The sequence below is a fragment of the Yersinia massiliensis CCUG 53443 genome, from assembly GCF_000312485.1.
In the GTDB taxonomy this organism is placed as follows: domain Bacteria; phylum Pseudomonadota; class Gammaproteobacteria; order Enterobacterales; family Enterobacteriaceae; genus Yersinia; species Yersinia massiliensis.
On the sequence record NZ_HE997644.1, the window covers coordinates 409,299 to 435,741 of the forward strand.

Below are 26,443 nucleotides of genomic sequence, written 5' to 3' on the forward strand. Positions count from 1 at the left end.
TTCATGAGCACGGACTCACTCGGCGCAAACGTCTTTTTTTGAAGAACGACAGCCGGTGATAAACGATACCCGTTAATAACACATTACTTGAAGAAGAGACGCGCATTACCATCATCGACCCACTTGATACACCTGCGCTGATTGGTTCTTGGCAGCGTTGCCAAAAACTAATGCAAGCCCATCAATGGCGTGTGCCACACCGCGCTGTGGGCGCGACATTTCAGTCAATATGTCAGCGTAAAAATGACTTATTAGTATTAGGTCAAGCCGCATTGGAAGACGCCTATGAGTACATGGAGTCGCGCCATTGTGTGTTACTGATTCTTGATGAGAGTGGCTGCACGCTGTGGCAATGTGGCCATCCGCAGACTATCCATCAACTTCAGGCGCTCGGTATTGATTGTGGCAGTTATTGGACTGAAGGTTTCATTGGCACCAATGCGCCTGCGCTAGCCATCGCCGAAGGGTATCCGGTTCAAGTCAGTGGCCAACAACATTTTAAGCAAGCGCTGCACCCGTGGCGTTTCTGCGCCACACCCGTGTATGACAATAGTGGCCGCCAACGCGCAGTGATTGTTTTAGGTAGCTTGCTGGCTGATCATGCTGCGAGTGATTTACCACTGACGTTGGCGATCGCCCGTGAAATAGGTAACTATCTCCACGCCGATACCCTACTGGCTGAAACTAACCGCCATCTAAATGAATTAAATGCCCTGCTTGATGGAGTTGAAGATGGCGTGATGGCGTGGGATCAACGCGGCTGTCTGCTCTACCTTAACCGCCGCGCGGCCGCTATTTTGCAGCTCGATGAAACCAGCAGCCTTGGTAAACCGGTCACTGATCTGTTAACACTACCCGCTTTGCTGAGTCAGGCTATTTTGCACCGAACGCCCCTTAGCCATGTGGAAGTAACTTTCGAAAATCAACAGCATTTTATTCCGGCACTCTTAACGCTCAAACCCATTCCTGATGGGGATCGTTGCGGTTATATTGCCTTGCTGCATCCTCAAGAATTGTTGCGGCGAATGGTTTCCAGCCAATTAGGCCGAGCTAGCTATACGTTTGACGATATGCCCATCGCATCGCTAGAAATGCGCCGCTTAGTGCGTTATGGCAAGCAAGCGGCCAAGGGCCATCACCCGATATTGCTACACGGGGAAGAAGGCGTCGGCAAACAACAATTAGGCCAAGCCATTCATAATGCTGGCAACCAAGCCGATGGGCCTTATATCGTATTGAATTGCCAAGCATTACCACAAAATTTGATGGCTCGAGAGTTTTTAGGCTGCGATGCCAGTGAAGGTGAATCGGGGCAACCGAGTAAGTTCGAACTCGCGAATGGCGGCACGTTGTATCTGGAACAAGTCGAATATTTGTCACCCGAGATGCAATCTGCGCTACTGCAAATTATTAAAACCGGTATGGTTATGCGAATAAACTCCAATCGCGTCATACCGGTCAATGTCCGAATCATCACCGCCACCGGTGCCGACCTCCCTTTGCTCGTGAAGCAAGGGCGTTTTCGTCGCCAATTGTTCTACACCCTGCAAGCCTTCGAGCTGCACATCCCTCCCCTACGCCAACGTCAACAAGATATCCCACTGCTGGCCCAACACACGCTGGCAAGCCTTGGTCAACATTTCCACTGCCATTATCAACTCGACGACAGTGTTATCCGCCAACTATGCCAATATCCGTGGCCAGGCAATGATCAGGAACTAAAAAGTGTGGTAGAACGAGCGGCCATGGCCTGTCATAACAATCGCATTAACCTTAATGATTTACCCGAACACTTATTGGGGGAAAAACTCGTATTAGAACCAGATATGCCAGAACCTCAACCCGTATTATCACTGCAAGAATTAGAAAGGCAGGCCATTATTCGTGCAGCATTAGTTTGCCAAGGCCAACTTAATGAAATGGCCACCTTATTGGGTATTGGCCGTACAACATTATGGCGAAAGATAAAACAACACAAAATGGATATTCAACAATTTAAAGGCAATGACTCATTGACTCTTTAGTCTAACGCGTTCCTTTTACACATTATTATCTTTCCACCCCAAATTAAGGGAGTGGAGTCAATAATTCTCCCCCAGTAAGAATAGCGAGCTTAATATATCAATACATTTTTTAATTTTAAATGCTTGCTGAAAGGAAATCTTTGAGATATAAAAAAGCGAAACAAATAAAATAACAAACTAAATCAGTAACGATAAGCGAATTAATTACCACATAAAGATATCATATTTAGTTCCAATTAATACCAATTATAAATAACACCCTATTCAACAGGATATATAACCTATGAATTTAAAATATAAAATAATTGGATTCAATATTAAAGAATTTGGCATTAATATACATGACATGAAAAAAGAGTTACCATTCGATCAGTTATCTTGGGATGATAACGACATAAAGATAGCGCAATTAAAGGTTTTAATAAGTCAGAACCCTAACGACAACGATTTAATTTTACAAGAGGCGCAACACTATCTTAACCAAGATATTATCCCTGAAAATATTAAAAATCTGATCTCGATGCTTCCTGCTCATGTTAAACAAACTTTTCATGCTTTTAAGCCATTTAGGAAAAGAAGCATGAGTCAGTTCATTGCTGAGAATATTAATAATCAATGGATTATCAGCAATATTGAAATCCCCCTATCAATAGGATTCACTCAACAAGCTGACCACCCATTAGATTTACGACAATTGGCACGAAGATTCCCCTCAATGGATCGAGCTATCAGTGATTCACCTATATTGAAAAACCTAATTAAGCACTTTGTCGAAATATTGTGTGAATGTGAACAACAAAGGAACCTAACAAAAATAGGCGTCACTTGTCATCAGATGTCCTTGCTGATAGATAATACCAGCCATTCAGTTTCTAATTCCCCAGAGGGGTTACATCAGGATGGCAGTGACTATATTGTTTCAGCATTGGTGATTGATAAGCACAATATTGAAGGTGGGACAAGTCAACTTTACTGTACTGAAAAAGAAGATTTTATTAAATCTCATACCTTAGAACCCGGTGAAGGGTTATTTCATGTTGATAGAAACTCAACTATTTGGCACAAAGTCACACCCATAACATTAAAAGATCCCTTAATCGGAACGGGTTATCGGAACATACTTGGTTTTGATTTCAACTATATTTCTTGATGATAACCTTAAGCGAAATAAATTTAATGGATATTAAAAGCTCGCAAAAGAAGAAAGGTATTATATTATCATTTCTATTTTTCATCCATGGGATGGCATACGCCAGCATAGTACCTTGGTTTCCAGAAATAAAATCGGATTTTGAACTGAGTAATTACATGGTGGGAATCATGGTATCTGCAATACCGGCAGGATCAATAACATTTGGATTACTCTCCAAAAGATTTATTGATCTCATAGGGTTGTATTGGGCGACAAATATCACCTTCTTACTGCTCATTACGTGTATTTCAATAGTCCCGTTCTCATCGTCATGGCATGGTATAACACTCGCCCTCTTCCTATTTGGTATATTTGACTCATGGGGAGATACCTGTATCAATGTACAAGCTATCCGTGTGCAAAAATCATGTGGCAGAAGCTTAATTAATCGATTTCATGGCATTGGCAGTATAGGCACAATCTTCGGAGGAGGAATCGCCGTATCTGCTATTAGCATTGGCCTGTCTATAAAACAGTTTAGCCTTACCGTATTCTGCGGAAATTTATTTTTGCTGATGCTATTCATTGTCATTTTTAGAGATAAAAACACACAGAAAAAAATATTCACCCGTGAGAAAAACAAACCAAGTCAGCATTACTCAGAAAATCAACTTTATTTGATCGCATTAATTTTACTTATTTTCACATGTGGCATAGAGGAAACAGCCAGTATTTGGGGAGCCATATATATGACGGACTATTATGATGTGTCACCGGCACTTTCTGGCTTACCCTATTTAAGCTGTCAAATATTCATGGTTGTTGGGCGGATTTTTGGTGACCATTTCACTAATAAATTTGGGCGCATCACCACGCTAAGATGCGGAGCGATGACTGCAGCAGTGGGCGTATTTGTTATCATGAGTATTCACTCACCAATGTTGACAGTGTTAGGTTTTGCATTAATCGGTCTCGGCATATCTGTTGTATTTCCATTAACGATATCATTTATTGGCCAGCTCCCTAATATAAATGCCACAAATGGAATCACCTTCGCCACATGGACATCAAGAATTGGCTTACTACTCACCCCACCATTACTCGGTATGTTGGCCGATATGACATCATTGAGAATCGCCTTTATCACGATATTTATTGGCTGCTTATTTATTTTGTTACTCATTAATATCCTATCCAAAAAGTTAATTAGCTAGAGCGTTAATCTCAGGAGATAAAATGAAGAAGATGAAATGGGCTGTTATATCAGGAGATGGTCTCCCAACCAGTGGACTGCTCACCATTTTTAGAAATGTGGTAGAAATTGCCATGAAAAAAAATACCATTGTAAATGAGATACCTGCCGATCTTGGATTTTCTTGGCGGCCGGACAAGAAATACTTTTTTCCCGCTGGCAGCCAAAAATCACACTATCCCACCTGGATGAAAGTCAGCACCATCCAGCGGCCATCAGCCTGTAGTGATATTTATGCAGACAAACTTTTAAATATTCGACATCAAGTTGCACACTATGACTCATTAACCAGTACTGAAGTGAATGAAATAGAAGCAGAGATAGCGTCAATTGCTGATGAGTATGAAACATATTTCATTAATTGGTTTGAGCAAAATGCGATTGATTGGGTTTTTTGCTTAAATCTAACCTTATCTGATGCAACACCAGTCACGCTCGCCCTTCACCGTGCTGCAAAAAAGTATTGGGGGACTAAGGAGAGCGGAGGCGTCATTTTTTGGGATCATGACCTTTTTGGCAGTTATGCCATTTATGAAAATGAAGATAGGTTATATCCTCAATTACCGAATTCCTTAACCCCGATACCACAGGATAGTCCCTATACTCAATGGATAGTGGCTTCCGAAGCGCTGGCTGATGAATGCAAAGACTACCCAACAAAAATTAAGCCGCTTGTTATCCCCAATATTTTGCCTGAAATTGAGCATCCTGATTTCAGAGAGAGACATGCTGCATTCTTAAGCCAGCATCATATACCAACAGGCTCAACGGTTATTCTTGTTCCTGTTAGAGTATTCAGAGTCAAAGGCATCGAAATATCAATTAGTGTATTTAATGAATTATTAAATATTTATAGCGAGAAATCATTATGCAAACCGAAATTATTGATATTTGGTAATATGAATGAAGATCCTGAATATGCATCTGAATTGATGGAACAAGTAGAGTTTCTTAAGCTACATGATGACCTTATTTTTTTAGATGAAGTTCCGCTGCAAACTTATCAGGACGAAGAGAATAAATGGCATTTAGATGAGATTGATTTACTCATTATTTGTCATGCTTTATCAGGTGCCGTTTTATTTACCCCCAATGTAGACAATGTCGAAAGTGTCGGTTTAGGCCCAGCCCTTGCCGCTATTGCCGGCGTTCCTTGCGCCGTGACATCCTATTCTGCCTTTACTGAGTTTTATGGTCATGAATACCATCATATAAAAGTGCTACAAGATCACCCGCGGGACGCAGCACAACAATTATTTGAGTCGATGTATTGCCATGCTATGGGTGACGAAAATCTCAAAACATTATTAGCTAATAATAAACTATTGGTGCAAAAAAGATTCCCTCAAACCCCTTGGGAGAAATTTATCAGCCGATTGCAATAATACTTAGACACTTAATTAAAAAACAATACTCCATTAACAATAATGAGTTTTGCTATTAAAGGATATAAAATGAATATTACTGTTGCTAATACACAATATCGTCAAGGCCATATCCCCACTGATATTAATATTCTTATTCTAGGTGCTGGAATGTCTGGTTTAGAACTTGCCAAAAATTTAAGCCAACGAGACGCTAAGGACGTTGTTGTGATTGACGTGGGGCCTGCTGATGACTGCTGCCATATCAATGCAGGAGAGCAATTTCAGAATGCTGATAAATTTTGGAAAAATGAAGAATACGATCGCTATGCTTATCGGCCATGGCATTCGTTAAGTGAACCTCATTTTTCAAAGGGAAGCTGCCTACGGCGAAGAGTCGGCGGCCGATCACTCTATTGGCATGGGGTCATTCTCCCAATAGAGGCTGCTGCTCTCAAGTTCTGGCCTTCACAGATAGTGAGTGACCTTACCGAAACTTGGCAAGGTGGCCCTCCACTTTATTCGCAGGTGCAATCTGAAATATTAGCTTGGGCCGGAAAGTATCATGACACAAATACCGTATTCAAATTTGCTGGCTTTGAATTTAAAATTACGCCTCAGGCAACCCGCAATGTTGATTCGCTTGGCCGTTGGGAAGCCTATTCACCCTTATCCTTTTGGCAAGCAGCAGAACACACTAAATATCTTCCCCCCATCATTTCTGGCTATGAAGCTGTGTCATTGATAACCCAAAATGGTCACTGCACTGGCGCGAAATTAAGAAACGTAACATCAAATGAAATACACCATGTGTTTGCCAATAAATGCATTCTCGCATTAGGCACAATTGAAAATACACGGTTAGCCGCTCAGGAACTTTATAATACGGGGCATTTGATAGAGAAAAAAATGACGGGTCTTGTGGACCACATCGTTCAAGGTTTTAATGTGACACTTGAGTTCCAAAAAGTCCCTGTCATGCTCAAAGCATTACTGGAAAATCATCCAGATTCCATCTTCTATAGCCCTAGCCGCTCAGGTGAACGATTCAATTTATTCTTTACTCTTAGCCAATCAAGATTCGGCGTTGAATTAGAAGTGTGGACAATGGGTGAACAGGTTCCTTCGGAGAAAAGCTATATCAAGGTAGAAGAATATGATGATGTTGCCCCATTACTCATCTCGTGCACTTTGAGTCATGAAGACAATGAGTTAATCCACAGAGAGCAAGATGAACTTAATTTATTTTGGGATAAATTATGCCAACAAATAAAAATCCCCTTCTCACCTTTAGCCTTTGATGGCGGATTCAGTGTCCATGCCCGAACCATGGGTGATGTCTATTATGAGTTTCATTCCCCCTCAAGAACCGTTAATTATTTTGTCCCTGCAACATGGATAAGCCCATTAGGGACAGAAAACCATGAAAGTAGCACGCTACCTTTAGGAGAAATTCTGGATGCACAACACAAATTCAATGACCTCAATAATCTTTATGCTGTTGGTCCCAGTGCATTCCCGCGTCCCGGTGCGGCGAACCCGTCGTTAACCACACTCGCACTTTCACGTCGACTCGCTGCAATTTTAAGTTAATGCAATAATAAATAAGGATATTCATTATGTGCAAATCTATCTACATTCTTGGTACTGCTTTATCCCATGATGGTTCAACCTGTTTAATGAAAGACGGTGAGATTATTGTCGCCATTGAAAAAGAAAGATTATCCAGAATTAAACATGACGGTTTTAATGATAATGACACTATCCAATACTGTTTAGATGCGGCAGGTATTGGGTACCAAGATCTCTCACTGATCGTCGAACAGAACTCGTTTAATCCATTATTCAGCGAACAATTAACACAGCGAAAAAATAGAATCTTACCCCCTCTGGTCCCTGTTGTGAGTATTTCACATCATTTGGCTCATGCTTACAGTGCAGTGGGAACATCACCTTTTGATAATATGGGCGTCGTGGTTATCGATGGGCATGGTGGTAGCTTGGATAGCTGCAATGACCTTGTTGATAATATCGACGGTGCAAACAAGATTAATATTCATCAGCGCTACCGTTACTGGGAAACCTGTAGCTACTATGTTTACCAAAATGGCAGCATGAAGCCTATATTCAAAGACTTCTCCCGCTGGGTAAATAGGAAGAATAGGCGAAACTTTCCCGTATCGACGTGGGAAATAGAGAATTCTCTGGGTGAGTTTTATGAAGGTATCGCGCTGTATATTTTTGGTGAACTCGATTGCGCGGGTAAATTGATGGGGCTGGCGCCTTATGGGCGGCCTGATGTGATTGATTGGGATCCGTTCTATTTCGATGCCGGTAAAGTGGTGCTACGCAATGAATGGTGGGCAAATATTGATCCACTGCTTAACACCCATCCGGGGCACTTTAGAGATAACTTCCAATATTATTCCGATATCGCTTACTGGGCGCAATCCAAACTTGAGGAGGCATTGTCGTATCTGTTTAATTATTATTATCAGCTTCATCCAATGAAAAACTTTGCCTATGCCGGCGGCGTTGCCTTAAATGCCACAGCAAATGAGAAGCTGATTCACGGATGCGAGTTTGAAAATCTCTATATTCAACCTGCGGCAGGGGACAATGGTCTTTCTATTGGTTGTTGTTATTACGGCTGGTTAGAGGTACTGAAGAAAGAGCGCGTCAAGCATTCAGGCTCAACGTATTTTGGTCAACATTATGATGACGCCCAGATAGCCCAAGAACTTGAGCAATACACCGAGAGCATTGAGTACAGCTATTATGATGATATTGAAACCCTCGCGGCAAAATCCATTGCAGCAGGCAATGTTATTGGCTGGTTTCAGGGAGGTGCAGAGTTTGGGCCTCGAGCCTTAGGTAACAGAAGCATTTTGGCTGACCCACGTCATCCCGCCATGAGAGATCATATTAATGCCGATGTGAAGTATCGAGAGGATTTTCGGCCTTTTGCCCCTGCTGTTTTACACGAAAAAGTGCGTGACTATTTCGAGATAGATCATGACAGCGACTACATGCTCTTTATTGCACAGGTCAAAGAACAATATCGTGCAGACTTACCCGCCATTGTCCATGTTGATGGAAGTGCGCGTGTGCAAACCGTTAAAAAAGAAATGAATGCTAAATTCCATCGCTTGTTAACATCCTTTTATGAACAGACGCAGATGCCAATTCTGCTTAATACCTCATTGAATATCAAAGGAATGCCGATCGTTGAAACACCTAGCGATGCCATCAAGCTATTTTTAAGCTGTGGATTAGATCTGTTGTTTATCAATCACTATAGGATAACCAAAAAAGCGCCGCTCAATCACGTTGAGAGAGTATCGATATAAGTCATGCCGCAATTAATTGTATTACGAGAAATCATATTGCTAGAAATCATCGCGTTATAAATAACATTATTCTCAACATCAGGAGGTTATATGCCAAGGAACAGGCCATCAAATGACGACACCAACACACTGAAAGTGGGCGTTATTCATCTAGCCACTGAAGGTATTCAACTCTTTGTCGGTGGGGTGGGGTCTTTTATTCGAGGGCAGGTTGAAGCCTTGCCTGAGGTTATTGAGCTATTGGCTGCTCACCACATTATTTTGCAGCCTCATTTTATTGAGATTGCCTGTAGCCGATATCATTGTTCTTTTAATGAAGAGCGTCGTGCCCATTATATTCGCCACATTCAAGCGATGGGTGGATCTTTCTCTACCGTTCCCAATATGACAATAGGAAACGGCGCGAATTGTTCTTGGCCCTATGGTGATGCATTTCTGGGTAATTTGCAGAACTGGCAAGTATCCTCTGCCGCTGGCGCGGCAAAAATCATCGATATCTGCGCAAATTACGATATTACGTTGGCTTTTTGTCATGAGTTGCCCTTCTCATTGACGCCGTTAATTGCACGTCTGCAAGCCGCCATCGAAGGGGTGAATTTAAAAGTTATTTTTGTTTCTCATGGCACGGCATTTAACCATGAAATGCCATTGCCCAACCCTGAGCGCTTAATGGCGGAATCCTTACCCGTCCACTGGGCCAAAATTGACACGAATATTAAACTCGGTTTTATCAGCCAATTTATGGCGACTCACTTAGTGGCTGAATATGGTGCTGACCCACAGGGTTTTGTTCCGGTACTGGCGGGAATAGATATTGACGATCCTTGGTTTCGGCTGCGCAGTGATCAGGTGATAAGCCATACGCTGTTAAAATATGGCATACCGCTAGACCGCCCTTTAGCCATCACACTTGGAAGGGGAGTACAGTACAAACGTCATGATTTATTACTCAAAGCGAGCTGCTTGCTGAATAATGATATCCATCCGGTGATTGTCAGTGACCCTGTTTTACCCGAATTAATACACTTAGCACAATCAACACAATTAGCACTGTCAACACAATTAGCCAGCCAGCTCGCGAGCCCACCCACCATAATTAACTCATTCGATCGAGAACTCATGGCGTGCTTGATTCAATGGCACAACACACGTGTTTGTGTTCTATCTGCCGAAAATGAGCCTAATGGCTTAATCCCAATGGAAGCACGTTGGTTAGCCAGGAAACAGGGAGCTTTGCTAGTGGTTGCTGACTCAGGTGGGTTAAGTGAGCAAGTGACTCCGGATATTGATGGATTCCGGCATATCGCGGGAGATGCAGAAAATCTTGCCTGTGTGATACAGCAGATTTGCACATTATCTGACGTAGAAATAAGCCATATTCGCCAAGCGGGCGCGGCATTAATCAAAGCGCGCTATCAGTGGAAAAATCAAATCATGGCATCTTTGGCAAGTTTGATCCCTGAAATCGCAACCCTTCACTAATGCAGGGCTGCGTTTCACACTGCTTATTGCAGCGGTTATTTTTACTGGAGCGCCAATATACCGAGTGCAGTATCCAATGACGCATTTTGCCCATTATGGCTGGCCTCAAGGCACCCCATTGCTCCGACTAACATGGGAATGTCCAGCATTTCGGCCAAAATAGCGCTGTGGGACATAATATGCCCTTTGCTTAAACAGATGCCTTTTACCTGCTGGTAGGTTAGCCCAACCATCTGAGAGGGCAGCAACTCGTCGGCTAGTAATATGATGTCGCTATTCACGGGGAGTGATACCGGCGGTAGCCCGGTCAAATGCCCCAATGTACGATTTAGAATGTCGCGAATATCCAGCTCGCGGACGCGCAAGTAGTCATCATCTAATGCCAGATAATCGGCCACCATGTTCATCAGTTCGTCTTGCAAAGCAGATTCAGCACAGACGAATTGATGCGCAATCCGAGCCTCCATTGCCCGATGTAGCTCGTCATCGTTAATCAACATCTCGTGAGCACTGAAGATAGCCGCAGCTTCAGTCCCGATCTGTTGATCAGCCTGTTGCATCAATTGCTGCAAGTCTTCCGTTGTTTGCACCAATGCCTGACGGAGACGTTGTTGCTCATGGGTCACTTGCTCAGGGCTAATGGTTCGAGGCAAAAAAACCGGCTTCGCGAGTAACCATTGGAATATTGGTGCACTAAGGGTACGCCGTGGCACCATCACCCCCGTAAATCCACTGTCACTGGCCGTGGTCACCGACTCACCGAAGTGTTGCTGAGCCAATTGCATAAAGGCATCCAGCGCCTCGCCCGCTTGCTGACCACTGGCAATCAAACGAATGGTATCACCCTTGCGTACTTGCAAAATCGCCAACTGATTCAAGCTACGCGGATTCACACATTGGCCGTTCTTTTCCAGCAATAAATCCGCCGCGAACGGGGCTAGCACCTCCACCAATTTCGCCGCTGGCCGCACATGTAAACCGTTGGGATTACGTACGATCCAACTGACACTTTGGGCGTCAGGCGGTGACTTAATGACTGCGCTACTGATAGGTTCTACAACACTCTCCCCTAACTGGGCTGCTTTAGCCGCCAATGCCCCCATCGCCTCAGCCTTGACGTCAGCCAGTGAAGCGCCTGATGAAGCCGCGACGACGGCAGCCAAGGTGCCTTCAACCAGAGGCGCGGCACAGAGTTGCACATGATGCGCGATACTCGGGTCCAACAGGTCCAATGCGGTTTCTGCACTGAGTAATGCACTGCCTAAATCCATCAACACCAGCACGCCTGATGGCGTATAAACTGACTCAATGGCTTCCATCACTTTAATGGCATCCGTGCCAATCGGATGATCTAGGTCGTCTACACCAGCGGCCACCGCTAATTGGCAACCTCCTTGTGTCATTTGCTGCGCCAATTCAGCGACTCCCTGAGCCAGCAGCGCGCTATGAGAAACTACCACCAGATTGACCATCTTTCCTCCTGATAAAAATTCGGTTGGACCACATTAGTGGCTGGCAACCTGCCATAGCGCCTGCATCATCAGCATGGCTGAAGTCGCCCCTGGATCCTGATGACCAATACTGCGTTCGCCAAGATAGCTGGCGCGTCCCTTACGCGCTTGCATGGTGATCGTACTCGCCAAGGCTTGCTGGGCACGCTCAACTGTTTGCTGCAAAGCCGCCACCAGCGGTACACCCTGCTGGTTTGCTTGCTCCAATTGCGCGACCACCGCCCACCAAACATCACACATGGTTTTATCGCCCGGTTCAGCTTTACCACGCATCACAACCCCGTCAACGCCATCTTTGAACATCTGACAGACGGCGGGGAGATCCAAACTCTGCTTGGCATTGGTGCTTTGTGCCGCGCGAATAAAGAAGGTGCCGAACAACGGACCACTGGCCCCGCCAACACTAGAAAGCAGGGTCATACCGGTATTTTTCAGAATGAAACCGATGTCTTTATCGGCAAAAGTGGGCAATTTCTCGACCACTTTATTAAAGCCACGATTCATATTCAGACCGTGGTCGCCGTCACCGATGTCGGTATCCAACTGCGTCAGAAAATCGCGTTGTTCGCTAAAAACCTCAGCACAAAGCTGTAACCAACTGACAATTTGTTGTTTGGTGAGTCCCATGATTTTCTCCAGGCACAGGGTTGTGTTACCAATGCGTTTTATCTGTACGTTTTATCTATACGATTCATAAATAAAAAAACAGGCCGACTTATTCTCTCTAACCTTGGTTATCAATGGCTAAAAGCGGGGGTATTCACCGGTGCATCCCACAGTGACAACAATTCATCGTCAACTTTGAGCATCGTGATCGATATCCCCTGCATATCCAGCGACGTGCAATAGCTGCCAATCAGTTTGCGTTCAATGGTCAAACCAAAATCGGCACAACAGGCTGATAAGCGATGCCAAACACCGTACAACTCTGATAGCGGGGTGGACCCTAAGTTATTCACCAGAACAATGACCCGATCGCCTTTCGCCAATGGCTGCTTGACTTGGCGTGTTTCACACCAATCACCGGCTTGTCTATCCCAGTGACGTAATGTGCGCTGATAGCTCCCGTGCTCAATCAGGGTGTGGAACATGGCATCAACCGTGTCGTTTAACGAGGTGAATGGTCGCCGCTCAATCCCCGGTTCACCATGAATCCCGACACCAAATTCCATCTCATTTTCAGCCAGCGTGAATGACGGTTTTCCTGCTGCGGGAACTGTGCAAGCCCCTAGCGCGATCCCAATAGAATGCCCCTGATTATTGATTTTCTCACCGAGGGTGGCACATTCATCCAGCGAATCACCACGGGCCGCCGCTGCACCGAGTAATTTCTCGATAATGACCGTATTCGCCACCCCACGCCGCCCTGCGGTGTAGAGGCTATCTTTAACCGCCACGTCGTCGTCAATGACCAACGTCGCGACGGCTGTCCCTTCGGCATGCAGCAGTTCTGCGGCAGTTTCAAAGTTAAGAATATCGCCGGTGTAGTTCTTAATCAGCATGAGTACCCCCTCTCCGCCATCAATGGCTTGGCCGCACTCGAACATCTGATCAGGTGTCGGCGAGGTGAAAATCTCGCCGGGGCAAGCACCGTCTAACATCCCTTCGCCGATAAAGCCACAATGCATCGGCTCATGACCGCTGCCGCCACCGGACATCAAAGCGACTTTGCCTTTAACGGGGGCATCTGCCCGAGTAATAAAAAGCGGTTCCTGATGTAATTTCAGCTCAGGATGGGCTTCAACCAGCCCCTGAATTTGTTCCTGTAACACACTCTCTACGCTATTAATTAATTTTTTCATTTAATGCTCCGCGAAGGGGAATGGCTGGAGAACAGAGTTGCCGATGAGGGAGGCCATCGGCAAACTCAGTCAGTTTTCTTGTCGATCAATCCGTTGCTAATCAGTTAAGGAATGCCTGGCCCAATTGGTCAGCCACGAGGATCGCGGCATAAACGCTGTCAGGTGTGACGGCAAACGGCATGTTGTGGATCGTTTCACCCTCGGCACAACTGGCCTGCGCGACGGCGCGAATTTTACGTTCGATATCCTGTGTAACGCCCATTTCAGCCAAAGTAATAGGCAGACCCAGTTGTTGGCAGAATGAGAGCACGGTTTCAATCTCTTCCATGCTGCTGTTTTGCAACACTAATTGTGTCAATGTGCCGAAGGCCACTTTCTCACCGTGGTACAGATGGTGGCACTCTTCGAGTACGGTGAAACCGTTGTGGATGGCATGGGCTGCGGCCAAACCACTACTTTCAAAACCAATCCCACTCAGGTAAGTATTGGCTTCAATGATACGTTCGACGGCTTCAGTGACCACGCCAGCCTCGACCGCCAATTTAGCTTTATAGCCTTCCGCTAGCAGTGTTTCGTAACATAAGCGCGCTAGCGTGACCGCCGCCAATGTGGATGCGCCCCCTGCCATGCTGATAGCTTTGGCATCAAAACAGGCTTGCGCTTCAAAATAAGTGGATAGCGCATCCCCCATCCCGGCAATCAGCAAACGTACTGGCGCTTTAGCAATAATGGCGGAATCCATCAGGACGATATCCGGGTTTTTCGGGTAAATCAGATATTCGGCAAACTCGCCCTGTTCGGTATAAATCACTGACAGTGCACTGGTCGGGGCATCGGTAGATGCAATGGTCGGCACCACAATGACCGGGATATGCTGATAGTGAGCAATCGCTTTAGCCGTATCGAGGGTTTTCCCACCGCCGATACCAATCACCCCATTACAGTGATGTTTTTTTAGCTCGGTCGTCAGGCGTTCAATTTCTTGGCGAGAGCATTCACCGTTAAAGCGGCTAAAGTGATTTTCTAACTCACTCCCATGCAGGCTAGTGCTTACCGTATCGGCCGTCAACTTCATGACAAAATCATCGGCGATAATAAAATAGTTATTAGCCAATAACTTAGCAAACTCACCAATAGACTGTAGCGCATTGGCGCCTTGAATATATTTAGACGGAGATTGAATGACTTTCAGCATATCTTGCTCCTGTAGCGTAAGTGGTAAGGCAATAATGATTCATTTTTTGGGTTAAATGATAAATCTGCCCTTACTATAAGCGCAAAAAACAAGCTGAAAACCATACGTAAAAACGTTCCATTATGGAACGTTATGAGAGAAATGATGTTTCAAATTGGAACATAGATACCGCGAAGTCACGGCAAGAAGAGAAGTCGCGCACACAATTCAAATGGGGCTGATGGGATAATTGCTGACAAGAAAGCGGCCATAAAAACGGTGTTTCAAAGGCCACCACAAAAAAGGAGATAGCTGACAAAGTGCCGATTGCGGTGAGGACAAGCCGATCGTAAAAACGCCGTAAAATCATCCCTGATGGCTGGAGCCGCACCATCCTTGGCGCGGACGCTTTACTCTTCTGCCTGTCCTCACCGTTCTAGGTCGAGTCATCGGTGTTTGTCAGCAGTGTGAAAGCTGCCCTGATCAGGGGGCAGCTTTTTGGTTTTGACTCGCGGCTAATGACTATTCAGTGGCCGGTTCGTCATGCTTTTTTTCTTTCGGCTCAGGGTTCATCGCGCTGTAAATGACAGGCAGAACCAGTAAGGTCAGCACGGTGGCGAAGCCCAGACCGAACATGATGACCACCGCCATACTTTGGAAGAAAGCATCGCTCAGCAGCGGTGCTAACCCCAACACGGTGGTGAATGCCGTTAACATGATCGGCCGCAAACGCGCGGTAGAGGCATCGATAATCGCCTCGCGCAGCGGTTTTTCTTTGCGCTGTAGGCCAATCTCTTCCACCAGCACGATACCGTTACGGATCAGCATCCCACTTAGACTGAGCAGCCCCAACAAGGCCATAAAGCCAAACGGAATGCCGGTCAGTAAGAAGCCAAATGTCACACCGATTAATGCCAGAGGAACAGTCAACCAAATCGCCAGCGCGTTACGTACTGAGCTGAACATCAAGACCGTCACCACAAACATAATCAGGAACGCGATAGGCAAACTGATGAAAATGCCGCGCTGCGCTTCTCGGGTACTTTCGAAGTCACCGCCCCAATCAAGCTCATAGCCTCGTGGCAGTTGAATGGCTTCGATCCCCGGTTTGATGCGCTGTAATAGCTCGGAAGATGTTTCGCCGCCTTGTTGCGTCGGATCCGTCTGTACTGTCAGTGTGCGCTTACGATCTAAACGCATAATCAGCGGATCTTCCCACTCGGTTTCAAAGCTGGTGACCACGTTGTCGATCGGGATAAAGGCTTGCCGCGCCTGGCTCCACACCATCACATCATTGAGCCGTTCTGCATTGAGCCGCTCTGCATCGGGTGTACGCAGGACAATCGGCATCAGGCGAGTGCCATCACGGTATAGCCCCACCGGTAAGCCGCCAAAACTCATGCGTAATGTGCCATCAACCTCGCGTTTATCGACACCGAGTTCACGGCCCAGATAGTCGGAGAATTGCGGCCGGATCATCTTGCTACGATCCTGCCAGTCATGCCTTGCCCCATCAGCCATCGGATCAGCAATGACAACCTTCTCCGCTTGTGCTGCGAGGGTTCGCAAGACATCAGGATCGGGCCCAATGAAACGCGCTTCGATAGAACTGTTGTTGGATGGCCCAAACATGATGCGTTTGATCTGCGCGTCTACCTGCGGGTATTCATCATGCATGTAGGACTCGATTTCATTCACCAAGCCCGGTATTTGGTCTAGCTGCTCGGTACGAACCATTATCTGCGCGTAGTTCGGATAGTGCCGCTGGGCGTTATAGGTCAGCATAAAACGCATCGCACCCTGACCAATGGTCGCCATGGTGTCTTCTACGCCTTTTTGCTGCTTGATATATTGCTCAACTTTATTGGCGATCCCTTCCGTATAGCCGATATCAGTACCATTCGGTAGCCAAATATCCACGAAGAAAATTGGCGTGTTCGACGGTGGGAAGAAACTTTGTCGAACGTTGCCAAAACCAATCACCGAAGCCACCAAGAGCGCTGCCAGCAACACTAAGGTGACACTGCGGTGTTGCAGTAATTTATTCAGCACCACACGGTAGTAGCGGAATAACCAGCCATCGTAAGGTTGCTTGGCGGGTTTGTCGGCGTCTTGCTTCGCGGGTTTCTGGCCTTGGAATGCCCATTTGGAGAATACTGGCGTCAAGGTCAGCGCCGTAATCCAGCTCAACATCAAGGAAATCAACAGTACTTGGAACAACGACTTACAATATTCGCCCGTCGCATCATTGGATAGACCAATGGGCGCGAAGGCAAGAATGGCGATGATCGTCGCGCCTAGCAGCGGCATCATGGAACGCTTCACGACATTGCCGATCGCCGTCGAGAGGCTTTCCCCTCGTTGGCGCCCCACCACGACCCCTTCCACCACCACGATGGCGTTATCCACTAACATACTGAGCGCGATAATCAGCGCCCCAAGCGACACGCGCTGTAGCTCGATGTTGAGTAGCCACATAATCAGCAGGGTGCCGAGTACGTTAAGCGCCAGCGAGATGGCAATCACCACGCCGCTGCGTACCCCCATGAAGATCAGCAGGGTGACGATAACAATCAACAACGCCAACAGGAAGTTGAGGATGAAGCCGTTTACCGCCCCTTCCACTTCATGAGATTGGTCATAGAACACATTGATATGCATGCCTGACGGGCGCTCACCTTCGAGCTGTGCCAATCGGGCTTTGATAGCATTACCGACATTGACCACGTTGACGTTCGGGGCAAATGAGATCCCAAGCGCCAGTGCAGGCTTGCCGTTAGCACGATAAATATTGGTTGGCGAATGGCCAAAGCCTTGTGTTACCGTCGCGATATCACGCAGATAGACACTTTTCGGGCTACCCGGCTGGCTCACTAATAGGTTGCCGAGCTCTTGTACACTTTGGAATTCACCGGTCGGGTGCAGTCGGATCGACTCACTCCCCACCAGCAGTTGGCCCGCATCGGACACGACGTTCTGGCGAGCCAGTAGATCGGAGAGCTGTTGAGGCGTAATACCGGCGGCGGTCATTTGGGCGCGCGAAATTTCTACCTGAACTTCTTCCGGTAAAATCCCCACGATACCCACTTTCCCGACCCCCGGCACAAGGACCAGTTCACGGCGAAGCTGTTCAGCAAAATTACGTAAATCCTGATTGCTGTAGCCATCGCCCGTCAGCGAGAAGAAGAAGCCGTAAACATCACCAAAGTCATCGTTGACCATGGGTGTTCCGGCCCCCGGCGGTAACCGAACACTGTTATCGCCGATCTTCCGACGTAATTCATCCCAGATTTGCGGTAATTCATTGGCACCGTATTGCGCACGGATGTTAATGGTGATTTGGGATAAGCCCGCGCTAGAAATAGAGGTCACATCATCCACATAAGACAGCTCTTGGATGGCATTTTCCAGTGGCAGTGTGACTTCTTCTTCGACTTGTTGCGCCGATGCACCATCATAGCGCGTGACGACCACTGCCGTTTTGATGGTAAAAGCGGGGTCTTCTAACCTGCCTATATTGAGATAGGCAATAATACCGCCAATACCTAGCAACAGAATCGTTAGCCAGATACGGGTATTATTACTGATAAAGTTATCGAGCAGCTTCATTAGAGACCTCGCTCACGTACCCAAGCCCGTACAACTTGATTTGGGCGAAGCTCACCCGTACCGGCTGCGACGATATGTTCGCCATCAGCCAGTCCTGAGGTCACTTGAATGCCGTTCTCGGTCAACTGACCCACTTGAACTTTGCGTTCTTCAACGTGCATCTGACCATCTTCATTTTTAATTACCCAGACTCGCGCATCATTTAACTGAGTGCTATCAGGGTTAAAGACCGCTTCGACAGGCACCACAATTGTCGGATGATCAGTCCCTGACAAGTTGCCGGAGTTGATTCTCACCCGGCCACTGATACCCGAAAGCAATGGCATATCCGCAGGGCGTTCCATCGTCAAGGTGACTTGGAAGGTTTGCGAGGCAGAGGTGGTTGAGGTGGTGTGTTCTTTGTATTCAGCCGTAAACTCACGCCCCGGTAAATGGTTGAGTATCACGGTTGGCTTATAGTTACGGTTGCTGATGTCCAGCGTGGTAAAGAGGCGTTCTGGCACACTGAACACCACATCTAAGGTATCCAGCGCACTCAATGTCGCCACCGCCTGACCGGGAGCCATCACCTGATGGTTACGCGCAGTCACATTGGCGATAATGCCATCAAAAGGTGCCGTGATGGTTGCATCACTCAGCTCTTTGCGCGCAATTTCTAGCGCGGCACGGGCGGATTCCATTTCAGCACGGCGGACATCGAGTTCGGCACGAGAAACCGCTCGTTGGCCTTGCAATGTATTGAAACGGTTGAATTGATCGCGGGCTAAGTTAAAGGTTGATTGGCGATCACGCACCCGTAAATTCAGATCAGTGTCATTCAATTGAGCGATCGTCTGGCCTTTTTTCACCCGCTCACCTTCACGTACCAACAGTTGTTGTAGCTGCCCACTACGTTTAAAGGAGAGTTGGGTTTCATCACCAGCTTGTAGCCGAGCAGGGAAATAACGCGTCCCATTTTGGCCACCATCTTCAACGGTAAATATTTTCACCGGGCGCACACTTTCGACAACTTCAGGGGGAGTTCTGTCGCAAGCCGCGAGCAGGAACGTTAATAGCAGAGTGACTACTGTGTTTATCTTCACTATAAGCTCTCGTTGAGTCAGATTTTAAATATTATTGCAGATTAGTTATCTCACACTTTTTATCTGTTTTCTGGGCCAGATTAAGGACCTACCTACATTCTTATTGCCAAATAAATGGGCGTGTGGGTAAAAAGGTCTCTCAGTGTGATTAATAATCCCCCGGTAAAATTCCCTGAAAGTAGATCAGCACAACTAGTACCAAAATGGGTAGCGTTATTTGTGTAAAAATTGAGATAAATTAACGAATAAATAGCCAATAGCGAAATAGCGTTCTTTTGCTACTCACTATCGGCTATTTTTTTAAGAGCAATGCCGTTAATCAAGCCTATTGATGCCCCAGTTCGGCCGGTAAAACTATCCTGCGGCTGCCAGGGCAAGGGCATTAATAATCGACGGCATCCCGAATAATCGGACAAGTCATACAGTGGCCGCCCCCGCGTCCACGACCCAACTCACTCCCGACAATCTCAATCACTTCCACCCCTTCTTTACGTAACTGGGTGTTCGTTTTGGTATTACGGTCATAAGCCAGTACCACACCCGGTGAGAGAGCAACCATGTTATTACCGCTGTCCCACTGCTGACGTTCGGTGTCGTAATCATTGCCTTCCGTCTCAACCACACGCAGTTTCTTCAGGTTCAATGCGCCCGCGACCGCTTCAACAAAGGTGCCTTTATCGCGGCTTAATTTAATGCCGGTCGGGCCATTGTCTGGGCGCAGTGAGAAGGTTTGAATCTGGTTCACAATCGCTGGATACAGCGTCACGACATCACGATCGCAGAAAGTGAAGACGGTATCTAAGTGCATCGCGGCACGCAGTTTCGGCATCGCCGCAATCATGACGCGCTCGACCTGCCCTGCGCTATTTTTAAACAGTGATTGCGCTAACTGGGTGATAGCTTGGTGAGAGGTACGCTCACTCATGCCGATTAACACGGTTTTATTGCCGATTGGCATCACATCACCGCCTTCCAGCGTGGCGGTGCCGTGGTGCTGTGTTGGGTCCCCCCACCATACTTTGACATTCGCATCGCCAAAATCAGGGTGGAATTTATAGATGGCCGTGGTCAGGATGGTTTCTTCATGGCGAGCAGGCCAATACAGTGGGTTCAGGGTCACGCCACCGTAGATCCAGCAAGTGGTATCACGGGTATAGAGTGTATTGGGCAGTGGCGGCAACAAGTATTCAGTGATGCCAACCGCTTCGCGGATGAGTTTCAGCTCTTCTTTGTCGCATTTGCCGTCTTTATGCAGTTCAGTGGTTGAGAGGCCACCGATCAGTACTTCCGCTAAGAGACGCGGCTCCAAACTTTCCAGATAGCTACGGGTTTCTTGCAAGATACCCAGTGACACTTCATTGGGAACAATTTGCTGATCCAAAATCCACTTTTTCGCCGCCGGTATTGCCACCGTCTCCGCCAGCAGATTATGCATTTCAACCACATCCACGCCGCGTTCACGCATTTTAGTCATGAAATCGAAGTGGTCGCGCTTCGCTCTTTCGACCCACAGCACATCATCAAATAATAATTCATCACAATTGCTAGGGGTCAGGCGGTTATGGGCGCGGCCAGGGGCGCAAACCATCACTTTATGTAATTGCCCCACTTCAGAGTGAACACCAAACTTGGTTTTGGCGTGAGCTTTCTTCGCTTTATCTGACATAAGAACTCCAATAAATTATATGGTGATAATTCCAGTGGCAATGCTATAAATCGCAGCAACTGCAGCCACAATCAGAACGATAAACAGGATTCTTTCGTAGTTATTAAAGGCTTTTTGATGCTGTTCACGTTTGGCAATCAGATACAAAATGGTGCCTGGGCCGTAAATAATGGCCGACAGCAACAAGTACTTCATGCCACCTGCGTAAATCATGAGTGCAGAGTAGAAAGTCGCGATCAGGGCGAAAATTAAATCTTTTCTGTGACCACGTTTATCTGTTTCATAACTCTCACCGGTCCATGCCAGTTTTAACCCATAAGCGCCCACTAACAGATAGGGGATCAAGGTGAGTGAGCTGGTTAATTCCAATGCCAGTTGGAAAGCATAATCGGTAAACAATGTCAGAATTAAGAACACTTGGATAAAGATATTGGTCAGCCAAACGGCAGCGGAAGGGACCGCATTGCTATTTTCCGTCCCAAACACTTTAGGCATGCTTTTACTCTTAGCGGCAGAGAACAAGACTTCTGCGGCTAACAGTGACCATGATAAGTAAGCGCCTAATACCGAGATAATCAGACCAATACTGATGAAGATAGCCCCCCAACGGCCGACTATCGCTTCAAGCACACCGGCCATTGATGGTTGACGCAATGCCGCTAAATCAGGACGCAACAACACACCGTAAGACAACATGGTGATCAGCACTAACAAGCACAGCACACCGATGAAGCCCAGAACAGTGGCAATACCGACATGGCTACGCTCTTTGGCGTAACGCGAATAAACACTCGCCCCTTCAATCCCTAAGAAGACAAAGACGGTGACCAGCATGGTGCTACGGACTTGAGAGAATAAAGATTCAGGCTCGACAACCGGTGCCATCACCGCAGCAGCATGACCGACATAGCCGTAATCATTCAGGTGGGATAAATCAACGCTCTTAACCACATCGGGTGTGCCCCAGAAGTTCAGCGCAAACACATCACCTTTAAAGGCAAAGATCAGAACAATGACAAAAATGAAGATAGGAATTATTTTTGCGAAGGTGGCAATGGTATTAATAGCGGCTGCTTCTTTTACACCTCGCAATATCAGAATATGGAATCCCCATAAAATCACGGAGGCCACTAATACCGCAGGGATCGTGTTACCGTCACCGAATATAGGGAAGAATGCCCCTAATGTTGATTTGATAAGGACAAAGTAAGAGACGTTACCAATACAGGTCCCCGCCCAAAAACCTAATGCCGAGGCAAAACCAAGATAATCTCCGAAGCCTTCCTTTGCGTAAATGAAAACACCGGAATCAAGGTTAGGTTTACGCTGCGCTAATGTTTGGAAAACAAACGCGAGCATTAACATACCGCCCCCAGCGATACACCAGGCAATGAGTGCGCCAAACCCACCTGTTGCTCGCCCAAAGGTTGCCGGTAATGAAAATATACCTGCCCCGATCATTGACCCGACCACTAATGAGGTTAGGGCCGGTAAAGATAATTTATTCGCTGATGAATTGGCCATGATGTTCTCAGTGACGTTGGATAAATTACGTTAAGTGTAAATCCTGTTTACCCTACAAACAGATTCGCCCAGTCCCACTTATCGATATAAATACATATTTATCATAGCTACCTTTAAGACTATTTGCGTAGTGGCGGAAAAATAGACCAAAGTAGATAAAATGTAAATTATTACAAAAAATTACCCTATACGTTAGCCGTGCTTATTAGTGATCAAACTCACCACTTTATCTACTCACTAAACCGCTGATGGGCCTAATTCTCTACATTATGGCGACTCTTATTACCTATCTGTCTGTTTTTCTTAGAGGTAACATTTTAAGACAATTCTTGTCTATTTATTTATCTAATACATCAAGGTGATGAGATGATCTCTGTGTTCTTGCCCTCGATAAATCCTTGGGCTAACCTTAAAAATTAGGAGGAAAAACCAATAATTATCTTATTCTTTAAAAACAATTATTTATAGCGTCGTGATTTTAAAGTGGAGAATAAGCTGAAATTAATCAAAATTCTTTATTCGCTCACACTTTTCGTCAAGTTTAGCCTTTCTTGTTGAGCATCATTCTCAAGTGATGTCGTGCCGATATACCCTATTTTGATTTTTATAAAACAAGTTAACCTTCACTTCCTAAATCTATTCCACATCATTTTTTGTCTTTACGTTAATGAAATTGGCATTGGAGTAATGATTACTTCTAATTTTCAGCATTTAATAGTGGCAATAGTGAGTGGTCTTAATGTCAAAATTCGTATTACACATACGCGCCATAAAAAAACGGCCCCGATTAGGGGCCGTTGTTTCGTCCGTTCTCTTCACTATCAATATCCGTACTACTCTTTTAAGTGCTTATTCAAAAGTGGTCGGCGCCCAGCCACTGAATAGCCAGCTAAAATTGCGACGAAGATCATAAATAGATGACCTTCAGATGAATCCAACAAGAATGAGTTAAAGAAATTGCAGGCCATATAGCTGGTCAGCACTGCCAGTAATACATTTCGTAACTGCGGTGTTTGTTGCCAAATAACACGGTAACAACAGACAATCCATGCCAAGAAGATCAACAACCCCACCACACCCGAATGAACGGTTTCGATCAGATACTCATTGTGTGGGTTATTAATAGAATAATTAATGGCTGGATTTCCATAATAAAAACCGCCCGCTCCATGGCCTAAAATAGGGGCTTCCTTAATCAGTCGGCTTGCCTCAATAGCAAAAGCAGAACGCTGCCCCATGGAAGAGCTACAGGCTTCATAAGTATCGTTTGATGGTGCAGCGATACACACCTTGATTTCATTGACACCCAGCATCATACGGTCAGTGGCCTTATTCGGAATAACGATTAAAGCCGCGAACGCCAATATCCCTAACACCACTAAAACGATCCGTTTACGATTACTCAGTGAGAAGAATAACCATACGCCTAACCCCACGACCAGCGCCACATAACCGGTTCTCCCCAGAATCAGGAACAAGATACTGTAGCTGGCAGCCACGACCAATAGGCCATATCCCCAACGTTTCCAACCTTGGCTCTTGAATGCCAGTGCTAACCAGAGTAATGCGGCCAGTGCCATAAAGAAGTTTTGGGTGATTTGCAGCTTAAAGATGGTCGGGTTGGTGGGATCGATGCCACTCAACGGAATATGCAAAACGCCTACCATTAGCGTGCCAGCCAGTATCACCGCATTGGCAATTAAGAAACCGGTACAAAATAGTTTGATCAACCGCGGCTGATTCACAAAGAACAGTGCCAGTGGCAGGATATAGAGAAGTTTCTTATATTTCCCAACCATATCAGGGCCATAGCTGTTGTCATGGAATAACAGTGATAATGCCAGCAATGCAAACATCGCCGCAGGGAGATAAACCAGTGGGCTAGTTAGGAATGACTTGATATCAAGGGTTTTTCTGTTGATAACCAAACAGATAATAATCAACACCAATGAAATGTTCATCAGTTGGTTGTTCGTTGCGATGCCAACACCTAGCAGGACGGCTGCGACACTGCTCAGCTTTTCACTGCGGCGATTGACCGGCGCTTCCGGTATTAACGTTGTCATAATGCTCTCAACTCAGGCTGGTTGGGGAAAACAAAGTGATGGATGGGTTAGTGATCTTTGGCGACTCGCCAAGCATCAACTGCCTCTATCACCTTATTAACCGGAATAGCGTTCAAATAACGGTCCGTCGTGTCGGTGTCTATCTCGTTGGGATGCGGCAATGTACGGAAATGCCCAGCCCATAATAGTGTGTGTGGCGCCTGCCATGGATGCCATTGGTTAAGGTTGCTGGGGCCAAATAGCACCACTGCGGGAGTTTGTAGAGCTGCGGCCATGTGCATTGCGACTGAATCGACACCAATAAATAGCTTCGCGTTGTCGATCAAAACCGCCAGTTCAGGTAGTGCCAACAGGCCAGATAGATTAATGACTTTTTCAGGCTGCGCGCATCCGGCAATGATTTCAGCAATATAGTCTAGTTCAGCCTGATCTTTGCCGCCGGTCAGTAGCACGGTTTCGCCTTGCTCCGTGAGATGGTTTATCAGTTGACTAAATGATTCGCTAGCCCAAGTTTTGAATTTCCAGCGGGCAGAAGGTTGAATCAAGATGTAATCGCTAATGTGACGTTGCTGGCATAACTGTTTTACCCGCTCAATATCCTGTGGACCATAGGACATGGTGACATCGGTGATGATATCCGTCAGTTGTAATGGCGCGAGGATGTCGAGATTGTTGAGTACCGTGTGCCGCTCAGCGGCATGGGGGATGTCGACGAGGGTGGAGTGGCAATAGCGCCATAGCCAAGTGTCTCGTTTCGGGTAATGAAAACCGATACTGAAGCCCGGTTTTAATAGGCGGCAATAAGCCGCTGCTCGCCATTGATCGGATAAATTGAGGATCAGGTCGTAATGGTGGGCTTTTAATGCGTTAAACAGGGCTTTTTCGCCGCTGATTTGTGCTTTTAAGCCTGCATGTTTGAGGCCACGATCCACAATGAACGCATGATTGACAGTGGTGTTCTCGCGCAGCATTTCCTGCGTTCCGCCATAGAGCAGTACATCAATTTTTGCCTGCGGGTAATTGGCTTTTAACGTGCTCAGCAGTGGCGTGGTTAAGAGAACATCGCCAAAATGGCGTAATTTAATGACCAAAATGCGTTTAATATTGCCTTTCTCCCGCAAAGCCGCTGGCAAGATATTGTGCTCTTGAACAGGTGTAGGAGCGGGTTGCCCAGTAGGTGATTGAGTCATATTTGATGTATTCATCATCGGATGCGCCATCATCGGCAACGAAAGGGGGCAATAATGCTATATCAAGGATTTGTTAGATAGCAAACGTTTTAGCATTCACTTATCACCATGGGTGATAGCTATCTTTGTAAGATCGAGTTTAACCCGCGGTGAGGACAAACAGATCGTAAAGACGCCGTAAATACTTCCCTGTAGGCTCGAGCCGCGCCATCCCT

17 protein-coding genes are annotated in these 26,443 nt (G+C 46.3%); 7 read left to right on the top strand and 10 right to left on the bottom strand.

Translation table 11 applies throughout. The features are described 5' to 3' along the window. The first annotated feature begins 104 nt into the window (after positions 1–104). The 7 genes from dhaR (at position 105) to BN68_RS10885 (ending at position 10,604) form a co-directional block, all read left to right on the top strand. The gene (gene dhaR / locus BN68_RS10855) at positions 105–2,024 is read left to right on the top strand and encodes a dihydroxyacetone kinase operon transcriptional regulator DhaR (protein ID WP_042806640.1); all 1,920 of its coding nucleotides are present in this window, start codon (positions 105–107) and stop codon (positions 2,022–2,024) included. 283 nt (positions 2,025–2,307) lie between these two features. Next, on the top strand, positions 2,308–3,174 hold the full coding sequence (locus BN68_RS10860) for a 2OG-Fe dioxygenase family protein (RefSeq protein ID WP_019211193.1): 867 nt from the start codon (positions 2,308–2,310) through the stop codon (positions 3,172–3,174). 26 nt (positions 3,175–3,200) lie between these two features. Next, positions 3,201–4,370 (top strand): MFS transporter, encoded by a 1,170-nt coding sequence (locus BN68_RS10865; RefSeq protein ID WP_042806705.1) that lies wholly within the window; start codon positions 3,201–3,203, stop codon positions 4,368–4,370. Positions 4,371–4,392: 22 nt separating this feature from the next. After that, positions 4,393–5,793 (top strand): glycosyltransferase family protein, encoded by a 1,401-nt coding sequence (locus BN68_RS10870; RefSeq protein ID WP_019211195.1) that lies wholly within the window; start codon positions 4,393–4,395, stop codon positions 5,791–5,793. Positions 5,794–5,862: 69 nt separating this feature from the next. Then, the gene (locus tag BN68_RS10875; protein ID WP_019211196.1) at positions 5,863–7,365 is read left to right on the top strand and encodes a GMC oxidoreductase; all 1,503 of its coding nucleotides are present in this window, start codon (positions 5,863–5,865) and stop codon (positions 7,363–7,365) included. A 26-nt stretch (positions 7,366–7,391) separates the two neighbouring features. Beyond that, a complete protein-coding gene (locus tag BN68_RS10880; protein ID WP_019211197.1) occupies positions 7,392–9,122 on the top strand; it encodes a carbamoyltransferase family protein in 1,731 nt (576 codons plus the stop codon). A 90-nt stretch (positions 9,123–9,212) separates the two neighbouring features. Next, positions 9,213–10,604 carry a glycosyltransferase family 4 protein gene (locus BN68_RS10885; protein WP_019211198.1) on the top strand — a complete coding sequence of 464 codons (1,392 nt, stop codon included), beginning with the start codon at positions 9,213–9,215 and terminating at the stop codon, positions 10,602–10,604. A 41-nt stretch (positions 10,605–10,645) separates the two neighbouring features. Here the strand turns inward: BN68_RS10885 and dhaM are convergent, their stop codons facing one another. The 10 genes from dhaM to rfaQ all read right to left on the bottom strand — a co-directional run bounded on the left by dhaM (position 10,646) and on the right by rfaQ (position 26,246). Next, the gene (gene dhaM, locus BN68_RS10890; RefSeq protein WP_019211199.1) at positions 10,646–12,076 is read right to left on the bottom strand and encodes a dihydroxyacetone kinase phosphoryl donor subunit DhaM; all 1,431 of its coding nucleotides are present in this window, start codon (positions 12,074–12,076) and stop codon (positions 10,646–10,648) included. Positions 12,077–12,109: 33 nt separating this feature from the next. Next, positions 12,110–12,742 (bottom strand): dihydroxyacetone kinase subunit DhaL, encoded by a 633-nt coding sequence (gene dhaL / locus BN68_RS10895; RefSeq protein WP_019211200.1) that lies wholly within the window; start codon positions 12,740–12,742, stop codon positions 12,110–12,112. Positions 12,743–12,852: 110 nt separating this feature from the next. Next, complete coding sequence (gene dhaK / locus BN68_RS10900) at positions 12,853–13,917, bottom strand: dihydroxyacetone kinase subunit DhaK (RefSeq protein WP_019211201.1); 1,065 nt, start codon at positions 13,915–13,917, stop codon at positions 12,853–12,855. A gap of 100 nt (positions 13,918–14,017) precedes the next feature. Further along, the gene (locus tag BN68_RS10905) at positions 14,018–15,112 is read right to left on the bottom strand and encodes a glycerol dehydrogenase (protein ID WP_019211202.1); all 1,095 of its coding nucleotides are present in this window, start codon (positions 15,110–15,112) and stop codon (positions 14,018–14,020) included. A 501-nt stretch (positions 15,113–15,613) separates the two neighbouring features. Next, positions 15,614–18,700, bottom strand: a complete 3,087-nt coding sequence (locus BN68_RS10910) for an efflux RND transporter permease subunit (RefSeq protein WP_019211203.1) — start codon at positions 18,698–18,700, stop codon at positions 15,614–15,616. Then, the gene (locus tag BN68_RS10915; protein WP_042806641.1) at positions 18,700–19,782 is read right to left on the bottom strand and encodes an efflux RND transporter periplasmic adaptor subunit; all 1,083 of its coding nucleotides are present in this window, start codon (positions 19,780–19,782) and stop codon (positions 18,700–18,702) included. Before BN68_RS10915 ends, BN68_RS10910 begins: the two co-directional genes overlap by 1 nt. Before the next feature lie 382 nt (positions 19,783–20,164). Continuing rightward, entirely contained in the window at positions 20,165–21,448 is a 1,284-nt protein-coding gene (gene arcA / locus BN68_RS10920; protein ID WP_019211205.1) for an arginine deiminase, read from the bottom strand. 15 nt (positions 21,449–21,463) lie between these two features. After that, positions 21,464–22,972: an amino acid permease gene (locus BN68_RS10925; protein WP_019211206.1), complete on the bottom strand. Its 1,509-nt coding sequence runs from the start codon at positions 22,970–22,972 to the stop codon at positions 21,464–21,466. An 833-nt stretch (positions 22,973–23,805) separates the two neighbouring features. Then, positions 23,806–25,038, bottom strand: a complete 1,233-nt coding sequence (locus BN68_RS10930) for an O-antigen ligase family protein (RefSeq protein ID WP_019211207.1) — start codon at positions 25,036–25,038, stop codon at positions 23,806–23,808. A gap of 47 nt (positions 25,039–25,085) precedes the next feature. Next, a complete protein-coding gene (gene rfaQ, locus BN68_RS10935) occupies positions 25,086–26,246 on the bottom strand; it encodes a putative lipopolysaccharide heptosyltransferase III (RefSeq protein WP_019211208.1) in 1,161 nt (386 codons plus the stop codon). Positions 26,247–26,443: the final 197 nt, after the last annotated feature.